The organism is Kitasatospora sp. NPDC101108, assembly GCF_055584725.1.
This window is the reverse complement of the sequence record NZ_JBVJLM010000001.1, coordinates 507,334-528,061: the sequence shown is the minus strand read 5'-3', so window position 1 is coordinate 528,061 and position 20,728 is coordinate 507,334. Positions and strand designations below refer to the sequence as shown.

18 protein-coding genes and 1 pseudogene are annotated in these 20,728 nt (G+C 72.0%); 11 read left to right on the top strand and 8 right to left on the bottom strand.

Going from position 1 to position 20,728, the window contains the following annotated elements; genetic code table 11:
* The first annotated feature begins 335 nt into the window (after window positions 1-335).
* The 5 genes and pseudogenes from ACZ6Z8_RS02355 to ACZ6Z8_RS02335 all read left to right on the top strand — a co-directional run.
* Window positions 336-1,661, top strand: coding sequence for a helix-turn-helix domain-containing protein (locus ACZ6Z8_RS02355; protein ID WP_465605495.1), 1,326 nt, complete (start codon window positions 336-338; stop codon window positions 1,659-1,661).
* 55 nt (window positions 1,662-1,716) lie between these two features.
* Window positions 1,717-2,502, top strand: coding sequence for a toll/interleukin-1 receptor domain-containing protein (locus ACZ6Z8_RS02350; protein ID WP_465605494.1), 786 nt, complete (start codon window positions 1,717-1,719; stop codon window positions 2,500-2,502).
* Complete coding sequence (locus tag ACZ6Z8_RS02345; RefSeq protein ID WP_465605492.1) at window positions 2,499-4,454, top strand: hypothetical protein; 1,956 nt, start codon at window positions 2,499-2,501, stop codon at window positions 4,452-4,454. Before ACZ6Z8_RS02350 ends, ACZ6Z8_RS02345 begins: the two co-directional genes overlap by 4 nt.
* The gene (locus tag ACZ6Z8_RS02340) at window positions 4,451-5,653 is read left to right on the top strand and encodes a hypothetical protein (RefSeq protein WP_465605490.1); all 1,203 of its coding nucleotides are present in this window, start codon (window positions 4,451-4,453) and stop codon (window positions 5,651-5,653) included. Before ACZ6Z8_RS02345 ends, ACZ6Z8_RS02340 begins: the two co-directional genes overlap by 4 nt.
* A gap of 273 nt (window positions 5,654-5,926) precedes the next feature.
* Window positions 5,927-6,367, top strand: a pseudogene (locus ACZ6Z8_RS02335) (flavodoxin family protein); the annotation flags it as partial.
* 121 nt (window positions 6,368-6,488) lie between these two features.
* Here ACZ6Z8_RS02335 and ACZ6Z8_RS02330 read toward each other — a convergent pair.
* Window positions 6,489-6,971 carry a hypothetical protein gene (locus tag ACZ6Z8_RS02330; protein WP_465605488.1) on the bottom strand — a complete coding sequence of 161 codons (483 nt, stop codon included), beginning with the start codon at window positions 6,969-6,971 and terminating at the stop codon, window positions 6,489-6,491.
* A gap of 15 nt (window positions 6,972-6,986) precedes the next feature.
* On the opposite strand from ACZ6Z8_RS02330, the gene ACZ6Z8_RS02325 reads away from it, so the two are divergent.
* Window positions 6,987-7,178, top strand: a complete 192-nt coding sequence (locus ACZ6Z8_RS02325; RefSeq protein WP_465605486.1) for a PucR family transcriptional regulator — start codon at window positions 6,987-6,989, stop codon at window positions 7,176-7,178.
* Between the two features lie 13 nt (window positions 7,179-7,191).
* On the opposite strand, the gene ACZ6Z8_RS02320 is transcribed toward ACZ6Z8_RS02325, so the two are convergent.
* From ACZ6Z8_RS02320 to ACZ6Z8_RS02305, 4 genes are all read right to left on the bottom strand, one after another.
* Window positions 7,192-7,458, bottom strand: a complete 267-nt coding sequence (locus tag ACZ6Z8_RS02320; protein WP_465605485.1) for a DUF2087 domain-containing protein — start codon at window positions 7,456-7,458, stop codon at window positions 7,192-7,194.
* 72 nt (window positions 7,459-7,530) lie between these two features.
* On the bottom strand, window positions 7,531-8,016 hold the full coding sequence (locus ACZ6Z8_RS02315; protein WP_465605483.1) for a hypothetical protein: 486 nt from the start codon (window positions 8,014-8,016) through the stop codon (window positions 7,531-7,533).
* 253 nt (window positions 8,017-8,269) lie between these two features.
* Window positions 8,270-9,037 carry an MBL fold metallo-hydrolase gene (locus tag ACZ6Z8_RS02310; protein WP_465605481.1) on the bottom strand — a complete coding sequence of 256 codons (768 nt, stop codon included), beginning with the start codon at window positions 9,035-9,037 and terminating at the stop codon, window positions 8,270-8,272.
* Window positions 9,038-9,068: 31 nt separating this feature from the next.
* Window positions 9,069-10,043, bottom strand: coding sequence for a GlxA family transcriptional regulator (locus ACZ6Z8_RS02305; RefSeq protein ID WP_465605479.1), 975 nt, complete (start codon window positions 10,041-10,043; stop codon window positions 9,069-9,071).
* A gap of 251 nt (window positions 10,044-10,294) precedes the next feature.
* Between ACZ6Z8_RS02305 and ACZ6Z8_RS02300 the strand changes: the two genes are divergently transcribed.
* The gene (locus tag ACZ6Z8_RS02300) at window positions 10,295-11,395 is read left to right on the top strand and encodes an alanine racemase (protein ID WP_465605477.1); all 1,101 of its coding nucleotides are present in this window, start codon (window positions 10,295-10,297) and stop codon (window positions 11,393-11,395) included.
* Window positions 11,396-11,540: 145 nt separating this feature from the next.
* On the opposite strand, the gene ACZ6Z8_RS02295 is transcribed toward ACZ6Z8_RS02300, so the two are convergent.
* Window positions 11,541-12,428, bottom strand: a complete 888-nt coding sequence (locus ACZ6Z8_RS02295) for a helix-turn-helix transcriptional regulator (RefSeq protein ID WP_465606308.1) — start codon at window positions 12,426-12,428, stop codon at window positions 11,541-11,543.
* A gap of 112 nt (window positions 12,429-12,540) precedes the next feature.
* Between ACZ6Z8_RS02295 and ACZ6Z8_RS02290 the strand changes: the two genes are divergently transcribed.
* Complete coding sequence (locus ACZ6Z8_RS02290) at window positions 12,541-12,927, top strand: YybH family protein (protein WP_465605475.1); 387 nt, start codon at window positions 12,541-12,543, stop codon at window positions 12,925-12,927.
* Window positions 12,928-13,052: 125 nt separating this feature from the next.
* Here the strand turns inward: ACZ6Z8_RS02290 and ACZ6Z8_RS02285 are convergent, their stop codons facing one another.
* Window positions 13,053-14,276, bottom strand: a complete 1,224-nt coding sequence (locus tag ACZ6Z8_RS02285) for a saccharopine dehydrogenase family protein (RefSeq protein WP_465605474.1) — start codon at window positions 14,274-14,276, stop codon at window positions 13,053-13,055.
* Between the two features lie 166 nt (window positions 14,277-14,442).
* Here ACZ6Z8_RS02285 and ACZ6Z8_RS02280 point away from each other — a divergent pair, with 166 nt between their 5' ends.
* Window positions 14,443-16,185: a serine/threonine-protein kinase gene (locus ACZ6Z8_RS02280; protein ID WP_465605472.1), complete on the top strand. Its 1,743-nt coding sequence runs from the start codon at window positions 14,443-14,445 to the stop codon at window positions 16,183-16,185.
* 50 nt (window positions 16,186-16,235) lie between these two features.
* Here the strand turns inward: ACZ6Z8_RS02280 and ACZ6Z8_RS02275 are convergent, their stop codons facing one another.
* Entirely contained in the window at window positions 16,236-17,510 is a 1,275-nt protein-coding gene (locus ACZ6Z8_RS02275) for a citrate synthase (protein WP_465605470.1), read from the bottom strand.
* Window positions 17,511-17,662: 152 nt separating this feature from the next.
* Here ACZ6Z8_RS02275 and ACZ6Z8_RS02270 point away from each other — a divergent pair, with 152 nt between their 5' ends.
* Window positions 17,663-18,823 (top strand): citrate synthase/methylcitrate synthase, encoded by a 1,161-nt coding sequence (locus tag ACZ6Z8_RS02270; RefSeq protein WP_465605468.1) that lies wholly within the window; start codon window positions 17,663-17,665, stop codon window positions 18,821-18,823.
* Between the two features lie 312 nt (window positions 18,824-19,135).
* On the top strand, window positions 19,136-20,554 hold the full coding sequence (locus ACZ6Z8_RS02265) for a DUF7507 domain-containing protein (RefSeq protein ID WP_465605467.1): 1,419 nt from the start codon (window positions 19,136-19,138) through the stop codon (window positions 20,552-20,554).
* The last annotated feature ends 174 nt before the right edge of the window (window positions 20,555-20,728 follow it).

The following is a 20,728-nucleotide window of genomic DNA, read 5'->3' as shown; positions in this document are numbered from 1 at the left end:
TTGGGTGGGATGTCGATGGGCAATGGGGCGGCGGAGACGATGAGCCCGCTGTTAAGGCCGTTGTTGTTGATGCCGTGGCCAGGGCATCTCTGAGCGGTGGCCCCAGCCGGAGGCCCGATCTCTCCTTGCGGTCGCGCAGTCGAGCCGTGTAAATATCGTCAACTCGTTTTGTTTGCAATGTGATTCGAACAGAAAGAGGAAACAGGAAACCCAACCGATCCCTGCGCTAGCGGCACGATCGCATGCCAAGATTCAGGCGGAAGCGAGGAAGGTCTGCTTCCAGCTCACGACACGATGGGCGTCTGGGCGGTTGGAGTCGGGAACAGGGGGTTGGCATGAGTGTGCCCATGGAGCGGTGCGGCGAGTTCGGCCCAGAACTCCGCAAACGGCGAATCGCCGCGGGGTTGACGCTCGCCCGACTTGCTGAACTGCTCAGTTACAGCAAAGGCCACCTCAGCAAGATCGAACGTGGTCACAAGGCGCCGCCACCAGAACTCGCCCGTCGGTGCGACGCGCAGCTTGGCGCCGGTGGTGAACTCGAGCGGCTCCTACCGGCCGAGCCCCGGAGGCCTCGCCCTGCTGGGACCGCTGGGACCAACGCCGTAAAGGAGCCGCCGTCACTGGGCGAACACGGAGGTGCCCGACGCTCCGGAGGCCTTGGGCGGCGCCAACTGCTTGCCGTCGGGGCGTCATCTCTGCTCGGCGGCGACCTTGCTGTCTCGCTGCGGCCGACCGCACTCACGGCGACGGGCCGCGGAGAGACGGCGGTAGAATCCGCCCCAGCCGAGATCTTCCGGGACCATTTTGATCAGATGCGGCGCCTCGGTCAGATCAGCGCCCCCGGTACGTTGCTTCCGCTGCTCACCATCCAGACACATACGCTGGGTGACCTCGCCGCTCAAGCCGACGCAGTGAACCGCAGCCGATTGCTCGTGCTCGCCGCCCGGTACGCCGAGTACGCGGGCTGGATGGCCCAGGAGGCCGGCGACAACTCCTTGGCGCTCTGGTGGACCGCACAGGCTGTCGAACTCGCGGAGGCTGGCGGCGACCGCTATCTCGCCTCATACGCTCTGGTTCGGCGGGCTCTGGTCGCTTTCTACGCGGGCGACGCGACCCGGACCGTACAGTTCGTCGGGCCGGCGCAGGCCAGTGGCCTGCCGCCCAGGATCCGCGGCCTCGCCGCCCAGCGTGAGGCCCAGGGCCACGCCCTCGCCGGGGACGACTACGCCTGCCGGCGCAGCCTGGACCGCGCCCGGGACCTGCTGGCCATAGCCGATGCGGAGACTGATGGGGGTGCACCCGTCCTCGGCACTGTCAGCCTGGCCGACCCGGCTGCCATGGTCACCGGATGGTGCCTGTACGACCTCGGCCGAGCCGACCAGGCTGCCGAGGTGTTCGACCGTGAGTGCTCGAGGATTCCTGCACCCGCAGTCCGCAGTCGCGCCCGGTACGGCGTTCGGCGCGCCCTCGCACACGCCGCCAGCGGCGAACCGGAGCGTGCCTGCGATGTTGCTTCGGAACTGCTCCCGTTCGTTCCGGCGCTGCGGTCGGCCACCATCCAGGCCGACGTCCGGCGGCTTGCCCGAGAACTGCACCGCTTCCGGGCAAGCCGGAGCGTTCGGGATCTTCAGTCACTGCTCGCCACAGCGTTGCACCCGTAAACCGCGCAGCCGCAGCCCGCTGTCCGCCCCTCACTCACCGGAGGTGTAACCCGCCATGCCCGAAATCTTCGTCAACTACCGCACCAACGACGAGGACGCCACCGCCACCTTGATCGAGCGCGAGCTCTCCCGACGCTTCGGCACCGATCACGTGTTCCGCGCCAGCAAGTCCATCAGGATCGGCCGCGCCTTCCCCCAGGAGCTGGTCACCGCCGTCCGCCGTAGCAGTGTCCTTCTCGCAGTCATCGGCCAGCGCTGGGCCGCCGCCCGGACCGCGGACGGGCGACGCGCGCTCGACGACCCGGAGGACTGGACCCGCAGGGAGATCACCGAGGCCTTCGGGAGCGGAGCTCTGGTCGTTCCGGTGCTCGTCGGGCGCGCTACGCGGCTCGACCGGCACGACCTGCCGCCCGAGATCGCCAGGCTCGCCGACTGCCAGTACCGCCGCTTCGACCACCGTGATGCGGACTCCGGCCTCAGCCGTCTCGGCGACGACCTCGCTGAGGCGATTCCCCAACTTGCCGAAGCGGAGAGGAGGATCACTCAAGCAGGCGGCGGCCTCAGCGAGATGCCACACCAGGTTGGCCAGGGCGACGGCGACGTCGTCAACGCCCGTAGCAATCGGCACGATCAGAGCGGTGGCATCGGCAAAGTGGGCCGCGACGTAGGAACGTTCATCAACAACGCCAGCGGGCCGGTGCACACCGGAGGTGGCACGCAAAACAACACCATCCGACATGGAGGCGTCGAGTTCCACGGCGACGGCAGTAACTACGTTGAACGTGGCACCGTCAACAACCGGTTCGGCGGACGGCGCGACCGCGAGGGACGACGGCGGTGAGTGACGCAGGGGACACCACGTGGATCGGCCACGCTGCGGGGCAGACACACACCGGCAGTGGACCCCAGAACAACTACAACTACTACTACTTCGCCTCGGAGCGACTCATTCGCGGTGGTGCCGATCCGCTGCGCGTGGCGGTTGATCGGCGCCTATGGCTGAGTCAGCGGTTCGTCCCTCCGCCCGGGTACGGGGAGGCGGTCAGGAGGCTGGAGGAACCCGGAACGGCGGTTCTGCTCTCTGGCACCCCTGGCAGCGGTCGCCGTACCGTCGGCGTCGTGCTGCTTCACCGCATGGGCACTCGCGACGACCCGTTCCGCGAGGTCGTGTTGGACGATCAAGGGGACGAGTCCGCGGAATTGGCGGAAGGCGAGCGTGTCCTTGTCGACCTGTCGAGCGTCTCTGAACAGGAATTCGTCGACGCACAGGCCATGGTCAAGTCGTACTGGGACAAGGCTGAACGGTTCGGCGGCCGATTGGTGGTGGTCCTGCCCCGGGAACGAGAGCACCTCCTTCAGTCGGATCTTCGCCAGTTACTGGTGCGGACCGGCCGCCCCGACGGTGCCGAGGTCGTGGCACGGCACCTGTTCTGGGACGGCATCGAGATGTCGCTTCCGGAGTTACACCAGTCGGCCTTTGGCGAACTCTTGCAACATTCGCCGATGGGTGACCTGCAGCGGCTGTCGGAGCTGGTGGTCGAGGCGCGCTCACAGGGTGGATCCTTCGCCGCCTGGGCCGTGAAGGCCGTCGCCGCTCTTCGGGACCGCGGCCACGAGGTTGCCCAGCACATCGCTGCTCTGACAGACGGGCGCCAGCGGGCGCTGCTGTTCACGGCGGCGATGCTGGACGGGGCTCCGGCGGATGTGGTGTTCCGGCTCTCCACTGAGCTGTTGATGAAGCTCGGCCACCCGGAGGACGAGCGGCCCCGGCTTGACCAGACTGATCTGACCGAGCGCCTGACCGAGGTGCGGGTAAAGGTGAGCCAGGGGCGGATCGGTTTCGATGCCTTGGCGTACGGATCGGCGGTCCGGTCTCATTTCTGGCTCTACTACCCGGACTTGCGAGCAGCCTTCGGAGCCTGGGTGGAAGCCGCGGTCAGAGAAGCGGAGTGGCTGGACCAGATCGCGCGCCGGAAGTTGGTCCGCCGGTTCGCCGAACAGGCACTGAGGGCCGGCGACGTCTATGTCCTGACCGATCTGGTCGAGTCATGGGCGAAGGAGGGCAGATTGCTTCCCGAGGCGATGGCAGTACTGGACCAGGGGCTCAGAGATGAGCAATCGGGTGCAGCATTCAGGGTGAAGATCTACGCCTGGTCGAGGGAGCCGCGGCTGCAGCCGAATCTGGTACGAGGTCTGGCGAGAATCTGTGTCGACGTGATGGCGCCGTACCACCCTGACCAGGCGCTTGTCCGCCTGCACCAGCTTGCGCGGAGGGAGCCTGGGCGCGCACCGCGGTACGCCCGCGAGTCTCTGCTCGAACTGGCTCGCAGAGACCAGCGGTTGTACGAGAGGCTGCTTGGTCGAGTGCGCGAGGGAATGGAGCGAGGGAAATTCGGGCGCTCGGATGCCGGGATCTTCCTGCAGCTGATGGACCCACCCGCGTCCAAGGTGCGGCGGGAGGAGGTGGCTGCGGGCTGGCGCGGGGTGTTCACGGTGGCGGCGCCGGAGGAATGGGGGCCCGGAATCGCGGCATGGCTCTCGGCGGCCCGGTGGGAGCGGGACGGGGGCGAGCGGCTGATGGGAATCCTCATCGAGGCCGCCGACGGCGGGCTCGACGTTCTCAGCCGCTACTACCTGCTGGCCTGTCAATGGGCGGCCGAGTCGGACGATGAACTGGGGCCGACGAGTCGAACTGACGTGGCGGCGCGCTTCTGCCGGGAGATCGACCGCGCGCAGGGCATCGAGCCGCTGGACCTGGCCTCGGCCGGGATGAACGAGGGGAGAGACGTATGAAGGGCACGGGAAAGGCACCGCTCGTCGGTCTAGCCCTCGCAGCGGGCCTGATGACCGTGGTTCTCGGAGTGTCGGCCAGGTGGCCGGTCTGGCTGTGGGCCGTGCCGACTGTGATCGCCATGGTGCTGGCGATTCTGCTCGCATCGACGCGATCTCCGGAGCCGGAGCCGGAATCGGAGCCTGCGGACTCGGATGAGCCGCGGTGGGAGGAGACCCGAGTGGACGGAGTGGCACTGCCGAGCCGGGTGCCGGACTATGACTTTCGCTTTTCGGCCGCGGTGTGGTGGCGTCCGATCCCGAATGCGACCGGGCTGGTGCACGCGGACCCCGCCAGTCTGGCGATCGAGACAGTGCTGGCTCGCGCCCGCGAGTTGACCGAGCGTGAGGTTCCCCAGCGACTGGGCCTGCTACGGCACCGTCTGAACGGCGTGCTCGGTACACAGATCCGGGACACGTCGGGCCTGGTGGAGGCCATGGGAGGCCAGGTCGAACTGAGACTCTCGGAGGACGATCGGGAGCGGTTGGGAAGACTCTCCGAGGTGCGCAAGACCGAGGAGGTCTGGGAGCACGAACGGCGGTATGAGCAGAGCAAGCGGGCCTACCTCGGCGACGATGCCCTGAAGTCGCCTGGCAGTGCGGTGGTGTGGTGGTTGGCCCGTCACGAAGACCAGGTCAGGGAGGCGGTCGACATGATCGGTCCACTCGCGCAGCTCTCGGCGGCGGCCAATGACGAGGCTGTGGACGAGTTGTACGAGCACCTGATCCCACAGCCGAGGTCGCAGGCGATCCCGTTCTTGGACGAGGTGGCGCCTTCCCGGCGCCGCCCGGACGACGACGGGGTGGGCGGTGTCGAGACGGGGCCGTCCGGTCACCCGGGGCCTGCGGGGCCGAGCTCGGGGCCGATGGTGGTCGGTCCGCTGAACCAGCTGTTGGACGACATTGATTTGGCGAAAGACTCCCCTGCGAGGGAGGTCTATACCCGCCGGGTGGCGGAGTTCACCGATGCAATGGGCCTGCCGGAACCGGCCAGACTGATCCGGAAAGCTCTACTGGGCGATGAGGGAGGTTGCCCCGGGCGCTCGTCCGGTCACGAACAGCCAGCCGAGGCAGCGGATGACGGGCCGGGCATGGGCTGGACAGGGGGCAACGGCGCGGTGAACGGGACATCGTCGGGAGCCGGGCGCGGAACGCAGGACTAGCGAGACTCTGGCGGCTTGGTTCTGCTTGGCCGGGGCTGCACGATACTGCCGTGACGAGCACGGTGAATCGTGCGGTCCTCGGCCATCACCCTGATCGGTCGTCTCACGCCGGAACCCGGTAGAGGTGCACGCCAGCATGGAGCGGGCCGCAGGGTGGCCGCCAAGCATACTCGGCCAGCAACCGCCGACGTCGGACGTCCTTCCGGGCCATAGTCGCTGTTCCGGCTCCTTCCAGAAAGCTTTCCTGGTCAGGTAGGGTGCCAGTGCGTTCCGCCGATCTGGCTCGGGGACAACTCCTCCGTGATGAAGAAGGTCATCGAGCGCCTCTACGCCTGCTCCTCGATCCTCAACTCCAAGGGCCAATACGCCTACTACGGCCGGGTCGGGGGTTGCCTGATCACCGGCAACGAGGACGGCGCCAAGCACTGCGCGATGAACGTGCTCTACAGCCTGCAGCACCTGGGCTACACCATCCCGCCGCAGGCCGACGCCGGCTGGGTGGGGGAGGCCGGCCCGGGCCCGTCCTACCTCGACGAGGGCTCGGGCGGCCCGGACAACGACTTCACCAACCGCAACGCCACCTTCATGACCTGGAACCAGCTCCACCTGGCCCGCATGCTCAAGGACGCCGGCGGCATCCCGGCTCACGGCAACCAGCGTTCCGAGTGGGACGCCGGCTGCCGCTTCGACTTCGAGAACCCCGAACACCGCTGAACCGCATGCCTCAGCGGGCCTGCGGGGCAGCTGTCATTACGGATGGTTGGCGCCCTGCGCCCCCGTCGGTGGCAGAGCAGCGGGGAGGTCCGTCGGCCGCACCTTGAGGCTCGGCCTTCGCTCAGAACAGGGCGCTCTGCTGAAGGGTTTCGACCGTGCTGGTGCCGATGATCCGGCCGGGCGAGACGTCGATGTCCCGTTCGTCGCGCATCCGCTTCAGAAGGGGTATGACCTGGGCGGGGCGGTAGACGGTCTCCAGGAGGGTGTACTTCTTGAGCTGATCGACGGTGCGCGGGATCGGGTCCGTGTGCAGGTGATCGAGCAGGATGCGGCGCAGAGGTCCGGTGTCCGGTTCGAGTTCGAGGTCGAGGGCTTGCTGGTTCGGGCCCTTGGGGTCGCGGTAGCGGACACCGGAGGTGGTGTCTACGACCCACATCGCTTCCTTCATCTTCTCCACGCCCCGCCCGTGGCGGGTGCCGAAGATGAGGTAGAGCAGATGACTCGCCTCGTCGATCATTTCGAACACCAGGGTGTGCTGGAATCCTGCCCGGCCGAGGTCACCACCGTGTTCCGCCAGCGGCTCCTGGTACCGCTGCTCGAGCACGACCGGAGCAACTCCGTGTCGCTGCTGGACACTCTGGACGCCTTCCTCCGCCTGGGCGCCTCCTGGTCGAGGACGGCCGAGGCGCTGCACATCCACGTCAATACGGTGCACTACCGGATCAAGCGGATCGAGGACCTCACCGGCCGCAGCCTGCTCAAGCTGGAGGACCAGCTGGACCTGTGGGCGGCGCTTCGGTGCAGCTCGTAGGCGCTCCTCGGCGTCAGCTCGCGCGGCGGTAGCTGCTGCCGTCCTTGGCCCGGCTCAACCGGCCGCTCTCGACCAGGTAGCGGCGCAGCGCCGGGAAGTCGTCGTGCACCGTGCGGATGGCCTCGTTGACCTCGACCTCGCGGTAGTCGCGGCCGGGCTCGAAGAGCGTCGCGGCGAGGTGGTCGAGCAACGGGTCGCGGCGGGCGGCCTTGCGAGGGATGACCTCCAGGCGCCCGTCACGGAACAGGGCGGCCACCTTGGGCGGGAGGGTACTGGTCACGGGGTCTCCTGACATCGGCGTCGTCGCGGGGAGGTTCGCATGCCGCCGAGTGCCCGCTCAACTGATTTACGCTCAGGAGGGCCGCTGGTTGCCGGTGAAGAGCAGGGCGACCAGCGCCCCGTCGGCCGTGCGGCCCTCGCGGCAGACGGCGTTCTGGGCGAAGGTCGGGAGAGCGGGCAGGCTGATGTTCGGGGCGATCTGGCGGGCCAGCCAGACGCGCTGGTGGCGGCCCGGTCCGGTCCGGTGCTCCATGGTGGCGGCGTCCCACAGCAGTCCGAGGTCGGCGCTGAGAGCCTGCCAGTGCGGTGCGGCCGCTACGAACTCGGCCTCGGCGATCCGCTCGGGCGGGCCCAGCTGGACGAGCAGCAGGACCACGAACGCCTCCTCCGCCCCGACTGCGGCGTTGTCGATGATCTCGGCGCCGATGTGCACCGGGTGCGAGCCCGGCGGCAGGCCGGGCAAGGTCGCGTCACCGGCGTGGTGGTACTCCTCCGGCCGGTCCCAGGGGTCCTCGATGTACTCGTCGGCGAGCCGGCGCAGCAGCGTCTCCAGGTCCATGGCCACAGATCATGACAGGACGGGGCCGCACCCGTTCGGCCGCAGGGGCGTCAAGGGGACGTCAGGACAGGCCCGATGGGTGTAGACCGCGCGCCAAGGGCGGCGCTGGCAGCCCCGAACGGGTTGCACTGGAGCCGGGCTTGGAGCTGAGCCCTCAGGGCACGGTTGCGGTAAGGACAACCACAACGCGCCGACGGCCAATGTCCCGACCCGCGGGGATCCCCGCCTCGTCGGGTGCGGAGCGTGCGGGGGGTCACCTGGTCGGTGATTCCTGATCTTCGGCGCGGGTGGTGAGGCGTCCGGCGGTGTCGAGGCGGGTGAGGCGGGCGTGTTCCTTCTCCGCCCACCGGCGGACCCGGTCCGGGTCGAGGGCGGTGCCGTGGCCGACGTGGAGGGCGGTGGGGTTGAGGGCGAGCATGCGGCGGAGGCTGGCGAGGTTCTGCCGGGGGTCGTCGTGGAAGGGCGGGTTGGCGGGCCTGCCGGGGATCAGGCCCATGAAGGAGCCCGCGATCAGGTCGCCGGCGACGAGGTCCCCGTCGTCGGTGAGGACGGAGACCGACCCGGCGGTGTGGCCCGGGGTGGGCATGATGCGCGCGGCGACGCCGTAGTCCTCCAGGCTCGTCTCGCCGCGGACGAGAACGCCGGGTTCGACCGGCTCGGCCTGGACGTGGAGGTTCTGGTTGCGGGCCATGAGGCGGCCCATCGGGCCGGTGGGCAGGTACGGCTCGCGGACCCGGCCGGAGCGGTACGGCCCGAGGTCCGCGACGTGGCCCGCGACGGGCGCGCCGGTGAGCCGGTGCAGTTCGGCGGCGGAACCGAAGTGGTCGATGTGGCCGTGGGTGAGGACGATCAGCGCGACGTCGGCGGGGTCGACGCCGTGGGCGGTGACCTGGTCGAGGATCCGACGGCCGCTCCCGGGGGTCCCGGCGTCGACGATGACGGGCCTGCGGCCGAGCAGCAGGTAGGCGTTGATGTTGTGCCGGCCCATGACCGGGACCGGGACGACCTTCGTACGGGACATGGCTCTCCTCGTGGGGTGGGGGGGTGTCTGGCTAGAAGCGGCGGCGGTACTCGGCCGGGGTGGTGCCCAGCCGTCGCCGGAAGACGCGGTGCAGCGTCTCCACGGAGCCGAGGCCGCTGGCGGCCGCGACCTCGGGCAGGCTGCGGTCGCTCTCCTCCAGCAGCCGCCGGGCGGCCTCCAGCCTGGCCGCCTCGACGTAGGCGGCCGGTGTCGTGGAGGTGCGCTGCTGGAACAGCCGGGTGAAGTGGCGCACGCTCAGGTGCGTCCGGGCCGCCAGGGCTTCGAGGGAGAGGTTCTCGGTGAGGTGTTCGGCGATCCACATCCGCAGTTCGTCGATCCGGTCGTCCTCGGAGCCCTGGACGGACAGCGGCACGCTGAACTGGCTCTGTCCACCGGAACGTTTGACGTACATCACCATCATCCGGGCGGTCGCGAGCGCGAGGTCCTGGCCGTGGTCCTCGGCGACCATGGCCAGCGCCATGTCCATCCCGGAGGTGACGCCGGCGCAGGTCCAGACCTGTCCGTCCCGGATGAAGATCGGGTCCGGGTCGACCCTGACCCGGGGGTGCTCGGCGGCCAGCCGGGCGGCGGTGAGCCAGTGCGTGGTGGCGGGCCGGCCGTCGAGCAGCCCGGCCGCGGCCAGCAGGTGGGCTCCCGCGCAGACCGAGCCGACCCGCCGGGCGCGGGAGGCCGTACGGCGCAACCAGTCGGTGACCTCGGGATCGATCACCGGCTCCACGCCGCCGTCGACGATCTCGATCGCCCCCGCCACCAGCAGGGTGTCGATCGGACCGGCCACGTCGTCGAGGGCCAGGTCGGCCATCAGCCGGACGCCGCCGGAGGTGGCCGCCGGGCCGCCGTCCGCCGTCGCGATCCGCACGAGGTAGCCCGGCCGGTCGGCTCCGGCGACCCGGGTGGCGACGGAGAACACTTCGGCCGGGCCGGTGACGTCCAGCAGCTCGATTCCGGGGAAGGCGGCGATCACGACGCGGTGCGGTGGGGGCATGCCCTGATCATTCCGCCGGGCCGGCCATGGCCGCAATGACCAGGATCTGTCACATCAGGCCATCGAGGAGGGTGGCCGGCAGGTCCGGCGGCCAGGGGGCGACAGATCTCGTCGGCGGGCGGCGACCTGGCCGGGCGGCCGGCAGGTCCGGCCAGGGGTCGGAGCCGGTGGCCGGGTCGACGGGAATTGCCAGGACCGGGCCCGGGGCAGCGAGAATACGGCCGGTGCGAATCGAGTCGGAAAGGAACGAGATGAGCGGAATCCCGGTGGAGATCGACACCCCGGACATCGTGGTCGAGCTGGACGTGCTCCAGAGGAACATCGAGCGCATGGCGGCCGCCCTGTCCGCCAAGGGCTTGCGGCTGCGCCCCCATGCGAAGACCCACAAGATGCCCGAGGTCGCCGCGCGGCAGCTCGCGGCGGGGGCCGTCGGGCTGACGGTGGCGACCATCGGCGAGGCCGAGGTCTTCGCCGAGCACGGCGCGACCGATCTCTTCATCGCCTATCCGCTCTGGATCGGGCCCCGCCAGGCGGAGCGGCTGCGCCGGCTCACCACCCGGGCCAGGATCGCGATCGGCACGGACTCCGTCGAAGCGGCCGAGGCGGCGGGCCGTCAGCTCGGAGCCGCGGCCGGTGACGTCGAGGTCCTGGTGGAGATCGACAGCGGCCACCACCGCAGCGGCGTCCGTCCGGCCCGGGCGGTGGAGGTCGCGGACGCGGCGGCCCGTGCCGGGCTCCGGGTCGGGGGAGTGTTCACCTTCCCAGGCCACGGCTACGCGCCCGACATGCCCGAACGGGCCGCCGCGGAGGAGGAGAAGGCCCTCGGCGAGGCCGTCGAGGCGCTCACCGCCGCGGGCTTCGAGGTGACGCGGGTGAGCGGCGGCTCCACCCCCACCGCGGAGCTGACCGGGAGCTCGGCGGTCACCGAGGTACGGCCGGGCGTCTACGTGTTCGGCGACGCGCAGCAGCTGGAACTCGGCCGGTGCTCCACGGCGGACATCGCGCTGACGGTCGCGGCGACCGTCGTCAGCCGTCACGAGGGGGACGACACCACGCCCCGGCGGGTCGTCCTCGACGCGGGCAGCAAGGTCCTCGGCGGCGACCGGCCCGCGTGGGCGACGGGCTTCGGCCGGCTCATGGACCACCCCGGAGCCCGCATCACGGCGCTCTCCGAGCACCATGCCACCGTGGTCTGGCCCGCCGACAGCGACCTTCCCGGGCTCGGCGAACGGCTGCGCGTGATCCCCAACCACGTCTGCGTGGCGGTGAACCTGGTCGACGACGTGGCCGTGGTCAGCGGCGGCGAGCTCGTCGGCCGCTGGCGTGTGGCCGCACGCGGCAGGAACGCCTGACGGCGTGGCCGCGGCGGGCCGCTGAGCCCCGGGAGCCCGGCAGGGATCCACGGGGCACCCTCGCCGAGGTCGTCGGCCGGGCGGGCGCGGGTGGGGGTGCGGGGGAGGGGGGAGGAGCGGCCCCGGCCGACGGGAGGGTCGAGGGTCAGCGCTGGGTGCGGCGGAAGGTGCCCGGGGACTGGCCGGTTTCGCGGGTGAAGAACTTGCCGAAGTTGGTGGGTTCGGTGAAGCCGAGGGTGCGGCCGATCGTGGCGACGGGCAGGTCGGTGTGGGCGAGGAGGCGTTGGGCCTGGAGGGCGACGCGGGCGTCGACGAGCTGCTTGGCGGTGCGGCCGGTGGCGGCCAGGCAGGCGCGGGTGAGGGTGCGCGGGGAGTAGCCGAGGCGGGCGGCGTAGTCCTCGACGGAGCGGGTGGTGGCGAAGGAGCGCTCCAGTTCGCGGCGGAAGGCGAGGTGGAGCTCGGTGCCGGGGGCGGGGTGCGCGGCCGGGCCGGGGAGGCGGGCGATGCGGATGAGGAGCGCGCCGAGGAGCTGGCGCAGGAGGGCACCCGTCAGCTCGGCGGTCTCGCGGGCGGCCTGGAGCGTCGCGTACTCCGCGGCCAGTTCTGTGGTGGCGCGGTCGAAGGCGGCCTGGTCGCCGGGTGACAGGTGCCATGCGACGGGCCCGAATCCGTCGAGCGCGGAGCGGGTCGAGGGCAGGGGCGGCGGGAAGTCGGCGGTGAAGAGGACCAGTACGGCGTCGAACTCGGCGGGGTGGCCGCCGGGGTCGTGGGGCAGCCGCTGGACCTGGCCCGGCCGTAGGTGCAGCAGGGTGCCGGGGGCGCAGGGGTGGGTGACGAAATCGACCATCGCCGTGCCCTCGCCGCCCCGCACGAGGAGCAGCTGGTGGAAGTCCAGGCGGCTCGGCCGACGGGCCACCGAGCTCTTCAGCCGGGATTTCAGGGCGTCGAAGGTCAGCACCTCGATGCCGGTGTGCAGTCGGTCCGGGTTGTCGTAGGCGATGTCGATGACGTCGCGCTGTCCAGTTTCGACCATCACGAGTCCCGACCCTACCTCGCCTGCGGGGCGGCCGCGGCGGGATCGTGGAGTCACGGCGGCAGAGCGTCGCCGCCACTGTCAACTCTTCGAGAAGCGAGGCCCGTTCATTATGTCCACCCCCCTCATCACCGACCCCGCGCAGCTGCCCGTCGCCTTCGAGTACGCCCTGAACGCCGGGGACGTCGACGCAGTCCTGGCCCTGTTCGCGCCCGGTGCGGCCATGCGCACGGTCTCCGGCGACCTGATCACCGGTCCCGGGGCGCTGCGCGCCGAGATCGGTGGGACGGTCGCCGCCCGCGGCCGGCTCACGAACGTCCAGCGGCACACGCTCGTCGGTGCGGGCACCGCGCTGCTGGTCACCGACTGGACCATGGAGATCGACACCCCCGCCGGCGAGCGCGTGGCGCCGACCGGCACCACCGCCAACATCGCCCGTCAGGACCCCTCCGACGGCAGCTGGCGCTTCGCCCTCCTCAACCCGCTCGGTACCGCCTGAGTCGGGCAGTCGGGCAGGCGGGCAGTCGGGCGGCCGGGCGCGGGCAGGCGGGCGGCCGGGCAGTCGAGCGGTCGGGCAGTCGGGCGGCCGGGTCATGGTGACGTGATCCGGACGCCCGCCCGGGCTCAGGCCCTGTAGCGGCCGGGAGCGGTCGTCGGCGGGGTGTCCAGCACCCGGAAGGAGATGCCCGCCGCGATCAGCCGGTCGATCAGCGGTCGACCCATCGCCACCGCCGTGGTCAACTGGCCCGCCAGGGGCGGCAGATCGACGTACGCCAGGCAGAGCGCCGACTCCGCGAGCATCTTCGCGGTCTCCTGGTAGCCGGGGTCGCCCCCGGACACCTCCGTGAGGACCGTCCGCCCGTCATGTGCCCGTGCCGCGAACCGGACGGAGAACCAGGATCGTGCCCGCTGCTCCGCGCTCGGGCCGTCGCCGGGCCTGCGCAGCCGCCCCAGGGCCCGGCGCAGCAGCGGGAGTTGGGCGGCGACGGCGAGTGCCGTGACGGCCGCGACACCGCCGAGGGCGATCGGCAGCCGGCGCACCGCCGCGTAGTGCGCGTAGCCGAAGTCCGGGCCGTACTCGTCCAGCGCGGCGGCCGAACGGGACACCACCTGCGGGTCGATGGTGGGCAGGGGCAGCGCCCAGGCGCGGGCCGCCCGCGACCGGTGCGGGCGGCCGGCCGGGGTGCGGACCAGCCGCCCCTTCGGCCGGGGCTCCACCGCGCGGCGCGCCCGGGCGGCCCGGGCCATCGCCCGCGGCCGGGAGAAGGCCGTCATCGCCGAGGCGAAGGTGCCGCCGGAGACGGTGCCGCCGGCGCGGACGAAGCCCTCGACCGAGATCCGGGCCGCCGGGCCGCCGCGGCGCAGCAGCTCCTCGACGGTGAACAGCACGCCGAGGTCGTGCGGCACCGAGTCGAAGCCGCAGGCGTGCACCAGCCGCGCACCGGTGGCCAGCGCCCGCTCGTGGTGCCGCAGGTACATCCGGTCGACGAACTCCGGCTCGCCGGTGAGGTCCACGTAGTCGGTGCCGCTGTCCGCGCAGGCCGCCACCAGGGGCTCGCCGTGCTGCAGGTACGGGCCGACCGTGGAGATCACCACCCGGGTGTCGGCGGCCACGGCACGCAGCGCCTCGCGGTCGGCGGCGTCCGCGACCAGGAGGGGGAGTTCGGCGCAGCGCGGGTCGATCCGCGCCAGCTTCGCCCGGACGGCGGCGAGCCTGCCCTCATCCCGTCCCGCGAGTGCCCAGCGGCACCCCTCGGGCGCGGCCCGGGCCAGGTACTCGGCGGTGAGTCCGCCGGTGAAGCCGGTGGCACCGAACAGGACGAGGTCGTACGCACGGGGCTCGGCCATCAGCAGTCCCTACTTGCGGGTAATCGAGTGCGCCACGCTAGGAGCCCGTCGTGGCACTGTCAACGATTCCGGCGGTCGGACGGACGGACGGACGGGCGTCGTCGGGGCCAGGCCGCGCGACCCTCCGTGGCCGACCCACTATTGTTGATCTTCAACGTGATCGGGGGTGGGTCCCATCGGTGGGAACAGTGGCGCGCTGGGTGCGCTCGGGGCGGATGAACCGCGGGAGATCGCCGGCTACCGGCTGCTCGCCAGGATCGGCGAGGGCGGCATGGGGTCGGTGTACCTGTCGTGCACGCGAGGGAAGCAGCCGGTCGCGCTGAAGGTGATCCGCCGGGAGTTCGCGGAGGACGCGGAGTTCCGCCGCCGCTTCCAGCACGAGGTGCGGGCGGCGCAGCAGGTGCGGGGCTACCACCTGGTGCCGGTGCTGGACCACGACGCGGGCGGCCGACAGCCCTGGCTGGCGACCGCGTACGTGCCCGGCCTGCCGCTGGACGAGGCGCTGGCGGCGTTCGGCCCGCTGCCGGTGCCCGTGGCGCTGGAGCTCGTCGGATGCGTGGCCCGCGGGCTGGCGTCGGTGCACGCGGCCGGGATCGTCCACCGCGACCTCAAGCCCGCCAACATCCTGCTCGGGGCGGACGGCCCCTGGGTGATCGACTTCGGGATCGCGCGGGCCGCCGAGGCCACCCAGCTGACGCGCAGCGGCGGCTTCATCGGCACCCCGCAGTACATGTCGCCCGAGCACGGTACGGGTGCCGAGGTCACCGCGGCCGCCGACGTCTTCTCGCTCGGCCTGATCGCCGCCGTCGCGGCCACCGGCCGGCACCCGTACGGCTCGGGCGGCGCGCTGACCGTGGCCACCCAGATCGCCAACACCGAGCTGCGGCCGCCGGACCTGACCGGGTACCCGGAGGAGTTGCGGCCGCTGCTGGAGCGTACGCTCACCGCCGACCCGGCGGCCCGGGCGACGCCGAGTGAGCTGGCGGAGCTGTGCGAGCGCGCCCTGGGCCGCGCACTGAAGCCCGGCGAGGGCTGGCTGCCGGCACCGGTCGCCGCGGCCGTCGCCGAGCGCGGGTTCGAGACCGAGCGGCTGCTGGCGGGGGCGGCGCCGTTCGTACCGGCAGCGGAGGGCCGGGCGGGTGCGGCCACGTACGTGCCCACCGAGGTGTCGAGCCATCCCGGCGGCGGTGACGTGCACAGCGCGCCCACCCAGGCCGCGCCCCCGGCGGCGGTGGAGCGGCCGTCGCGTCGACGGACGCCGATGGCAGTCGCCCTCGTGGCGGCCCTGGCCGTGGTCGCCGCCGGTACGGCCTGGTTCCTGTCCGGCGACGACACGTCAGGTACCACCGCGGCCACCGGCACGCCGACGACGACCGCGCCCGCCTCAGCGGCCGCGACCGGGACCCCGGGCCCGCGGCCCGCCGACGCCCCGCCCGCCACGGCGTCCGCCGCCCCGCCCGCCACGGCGTCCGCCACCGCCACCCCGAAGAGCGGCTACGAGCCGGTCTTCGTCGACCGTCCGCTGCTCGTCGGCCCGCCGGTGATCGGCGCGGTGATCACCGTCGATCTGGACACGCCCAAGGTGGTGCCGAGCGGCGATCTCGACGACCACCAGGCCGACTTCTACTACCTCCTCCAGTGGATGCACTTCCGCACCCCCATGGCCAAGAGCCCGGGCACGTCACCCGAGCAGTGCCGTCAGTCGGTGGACACCTCACCCCTGCCCGCGGAGCTCAGCAACACGGCGCTGATCGACCAGAAGGCCCTGAAGAAGGGCGACGTGCTCTGCACGGTCACCGACAAGGGGAACCTCGCCATGCTCAAGCTCACCGACGTGAAGCCGACCGGGCAGCCGTTCGACCCCCCGGCGTACAGCTTCCTGCTCACCCTCTGGAAGCCCGCCGGCTAGGGAAGTTCGGCGGACGGCCCCTCGGAACTCCGCTCGGACCCGACGCGGGGTCAGTCCTGCTGCGGCCGAGGCCCGCTGTAGAGGCCTCGGGCGCGCATCCGTAGGGGCTCCTCTCGGTACTCCTCCACCGCGTGGGCCAGCCAGCCCGGGGTGCGGGCGACGGCGAAGACCACCTCGCCGGCCTCCGGCGGGAGGCCGGCGGCGAGGGCCATCGCGGCGAGGGCGAGGTCGATGTTGGCCCGCAGGGCCGGCCGACCGGCGGGCCCCGCCGCCGCTTCCACCTCGGCGACCGCCGCCACCACGGCCGCGCCGCCGTCGAGCCGGGCGACGGCTTCGAGCAGGGCGACCGCCCGGGGGTCGCCGTCCGGGTAGAGGCGGTGGCCGAGGCCGGGGATCGGCCGGCCGGTGCGCAGGTAGTCGGAGACCACGGGTACGGCGCCGTCGGCCAGTACCTCGGCGAGCATCCGGTGGGCCAGCGGGCTGGCCGCGCCGTGCAGCGGGCCGTCGGTGGCGCCGAGGCCGGCCGAGACCACCGCGTACGGGTGGGCCCGCGCCGAGGCCGCGACCCGGGCCGCCACGGTGGAGACCGCCAGCTCGTGGTCGATGAGCAGCACCAGGGCGCGGTCCAGGCAGGCCAGCGCCTCGGGCGTGGGCGCGGTGGTGGCGAGGCGGCTCCACAGCCGGGCCGCGAGGGTGGCGTCGGGCCCGGGGTCGGGCGCGGTGCGGGGCAGGGCCTCGACCATGGCGGCGATCAGGGCGGAGCCGGCCGCCAGTACGGTCTGTTCGCGCAGGTCGAAGCGGAGCGGGTCGAGCGCGGCGGCGACGGTGGCCGAGATCCGCAGCCGGTCGGGCAGCCGGATCCCGTCGGGGAGCGCGGCGGCGGCCCGGGTGAGGGCCTCGGCGGTGGCGGGCGGCACCCGCAGGGAGACCGGTGCGTCGGTGCCCAGGCCCCAGAGCCAGGCGACGGCGGCCTCGAAGCCGTGCTCGGCGGCGAGCCGGACAGCGTCCCGCCCCCGGTAGTAGAGCCGGCCGTTCTCGATCAGGGTCAGCGCGCTCCGCACCGTGACCGGCCCACCGGGCCAGGCCTCGGCGCCGGAGCGGTCGACGGCCGGGGCGTCGCCGACCGACGCCGCGCCCGCCGGGCGCACCGGTGCGCGGCGGCCGCGGGCGGCCAGTTCAGCCACCTCGCGGGCGTCGAAGGTGCTGCCCCTGCCGCCCGGGGCCCGCTCGCTGCTGAGCTGGCCGCGGCTGGCGTAGGCGTACACCGTCTCCACCTTGACCCCGAGCTGCTCGGCGACCTGCTGGGTGGTCAGGCGTTCGGTCATGGTCTGCCCTCGTCCTCGTCCCGCGACTTGATGGTGATCGATCCCGATCCACAGTATTCCACATTGATTACAGTCAACATTGACAATATGGATCAACAGTCGGAGAGTACAGAACGTCAACGGGAACGAACACCCCCAGGAGGACTCCCGCCATGTCGAACACCCCGAGCACCACCGAGATCGAGGTCCCGCGCGGACTCAAGGGCGTCGTGGTCACCGAGACCGAACTCAGCGACGTCCGCGGGCTGGAGGGCTTCTACCACTACCGCCAGTACTCGGCGATCGACCTCGCCGAGCAGCGCACCCTGGAGGACGTCTGGCACCTGATGCTGCTCGGCGAACTCCCCGACCCGGCCGGGCGCGCCGCCTTCCTGGCCCGTACCGCACCGCTGCGCCGACTGCCCGACGCGCTCCGCCCGGTGCTGCCCACCCTTGCGGCGAGCACCGCCCACGGCGGCCCGCTCACCGCCCTGGGCGCCGCGCTCTCGATCGCCGCCGCCGACCGCGGCATCCGGCCGCTCTACGACACCGCCCCCGAACAGCGCGTCGAGGACGCCCTGTTCGCCGCCGCGCTGGTGCCCACCGTGCTCACCGCGCTGTACCGGCTGCAGAAGGGCGAGCAGCCGGTCGAGCCGCGCGAGGACCTCGGCCACGCAGCCAACTACCTCTACATGCTGACCGGGAAGGAGCCCGGGCCGGCCGAGGCCCGAGCGATCGAGCAGTACCTGATATCCACCGTGGACCACGGCTTCAACGCCTCCACCTTCACCGCCCGGGTGATCGCCTCCACCGGGGCCGACCTGGCGGCCTGCCTGGTCGGCGGGCTCGGCGCGCTCTCCGGACCGCTGCACGGCGGCGCCCCCAGCCGGGCGCTGGACACCCTGGACGCGATCGGCACCCCGGAGCGGATCGACGGCTGGATCCGGGAGCGGGTGCTGGCCGGCGACCGGATCATGGGCTTCGGCCACGCCGTCTACCGCACCGAGGACCCGCGCTCCCGGATGCTGCGCGGCGTCGCGCAGTCCTTCGGCGGCGAGCTGGTCGACCTCGCGGTCCAGGTCGAGGCCCAGGTCGAGGCGATCCTGGCGGAGCTGAAGCCGGGGCGCGAACTCCACACCAACGTGGAGTTCTACGCAGGTGTGGTCATGCACCTGTGCGGCCTGCCCCGGGAGATGTTCACCCCCACCTTCGCCGCGGGCCGAGTGATCGGCTGGAGCGCCAACATCCTGGAGCAGGCCGCCGATTCGAAGATCATCCGCCCGTCGGCCCGCTACACCGGCCCGGCCGCCCCGGCACCGCTGCCGACGGCCTGAGCGGCCTGCCCGCGCAGCCCGCACGGCGGCCAGTGGGCGGGCTCCGAGCAGGCGGGCGCGGAGGGGACAGGCTCCGAGGGGGCGGCGGCGCGCGGTGGACGGGTTGAAACCCCGTTCGGACGGGGCGTGCGGATGTTCGGTGCCGCGCCCCGGCCTTGGTTCGCGCCCGATCGATCACCACCGGGTGCGATCCGGGCATTTCACCACCTTTCGTGCTGCGGGTGTCGCCCGCACGCCCTCGTGCGTATAAAAACGATCAGTCACCCTGAGGCTCGGTAGTCGCACGCACCACCGGCCCGAAGGGGAACGACCGTGACCACGCCCGTCCCGTCCCGCATCGCCCTCGTCAACGGCAGCTTCGAGCAGCCCACCGTCACCACCGGGGTCGGGTTCTTCCCCGACGCCTCCCAGACCCAGGCCCCCAACCACGTCCCGGGGTGGCTGACCACCGCGACCGACCACGTCATCGAGATCTGGCACGACGGCTTCAACGGCGTCCCGGCCGCCCATGGCACGCAGTTCGCCGAGCTGAACGCCAACCAGGTCTCCACCCTCTACCAGGACCTGCCCACCACTCCGGGCGCCGTCCTCTACTGGCGCCTCTACCACCGCGGACGGCTCGGCCAGGACACCATGGCGCTGGACATCGGGGCCCCCGGCGCGGTCGTCCAGCAGCGGCAGTTCACCGACGGCAACACCGCCTGGGGCTTCTACACCGGCACCTACACCGTCCCGGCCGGGCAGACCACCACCCGCTTCGCGTTCCGTTCCGTCTCCGCCGCCGGCGGCAACCAGTCGGTCGGCAACTTCCTCGACGGGATCTTCTTCGGCACCGCCCCCTCCGTCACCCTCACCAAGTACGCCATCCCGGTCGGGCCGGTGCGGGTGGGCGACGTCATCACCTACCGCGTCGTCGCCGAGAACCAGGGCGGCGGCAACGCCGAGAACCTGGTCGTGACCGACGCCATCCCGGCCGGCACCACCTACGTGCCCGGGTCGCTGAACATCGTCAACGGGCCCAACACCGGCCCGAAGACCGACCGGGCCGGTGACGACCAGGCGTTCTTCGACGCCGCGAACAACCGGGTGGTGTTCAACCTGGGCAACGGCGCCACGGCCGGCCAGGGCGGCAGCCTGCCCAACGCCGACACCCTGCCGACCGGGACGACGGTGGAGTTCCGGGTCACCGTCGACGAGGCCGTCGCCGCCGGCACCGTCGCCAACACCGCCACCGCCAGCTACGAGAACCGCCTCGGCCCCACCCCGCAGCCCCTCACGGCGACCTCCAACGTGACCGACACCCAGGTGCTCCCGGCCGCCGACCTGGCCGTGACCAAGTCCGCCGATGCCACCACCGCCACCGTGGGACAGACCGTCAGCTACCGCGTCGCCGTGCACAACAACGGCCCCGACCAGGCCACCGGAGTCACCGTCGACGACCCCCTGCCCAAGGGCCTCGCCTTCCTCTCCGCCACGGCCACGGCCGGGGACTACGACTCCGCCACCGGGGTGTGGAGCGTCGGGACGCTGGCCGCGGGCGCCACGGCCACCCTGACCCTCCGGGCCAAGGCCACCGTCACCGGGCGGGTCGTCAACACCGCCACCGCCCACGGCAACGAGACCGATCTCCACCCCGACAACAACACCGACTCCGTGACCGTCTGCGTCCAGCCGGCGCCCACCTGCCCGCCGTGCCCGCCCGCCACGTGCCCGGCGCCGCCCACCGATTAGACCGGCCTCTCACCCCGGCCCGTCGTCGGTACCGGGCGCTCCGTCGGCGTCGGCGTGGCTACCTCGACCAGCGACTGACCGGGTGCCCGGTGCGTGGGAAGTCGGCCCCTCCGACGTCCCGCGCACCGGCTCGCACAGCGTCAGGAGGCGTTCCCCGCACCGCGCGCCGCCGTC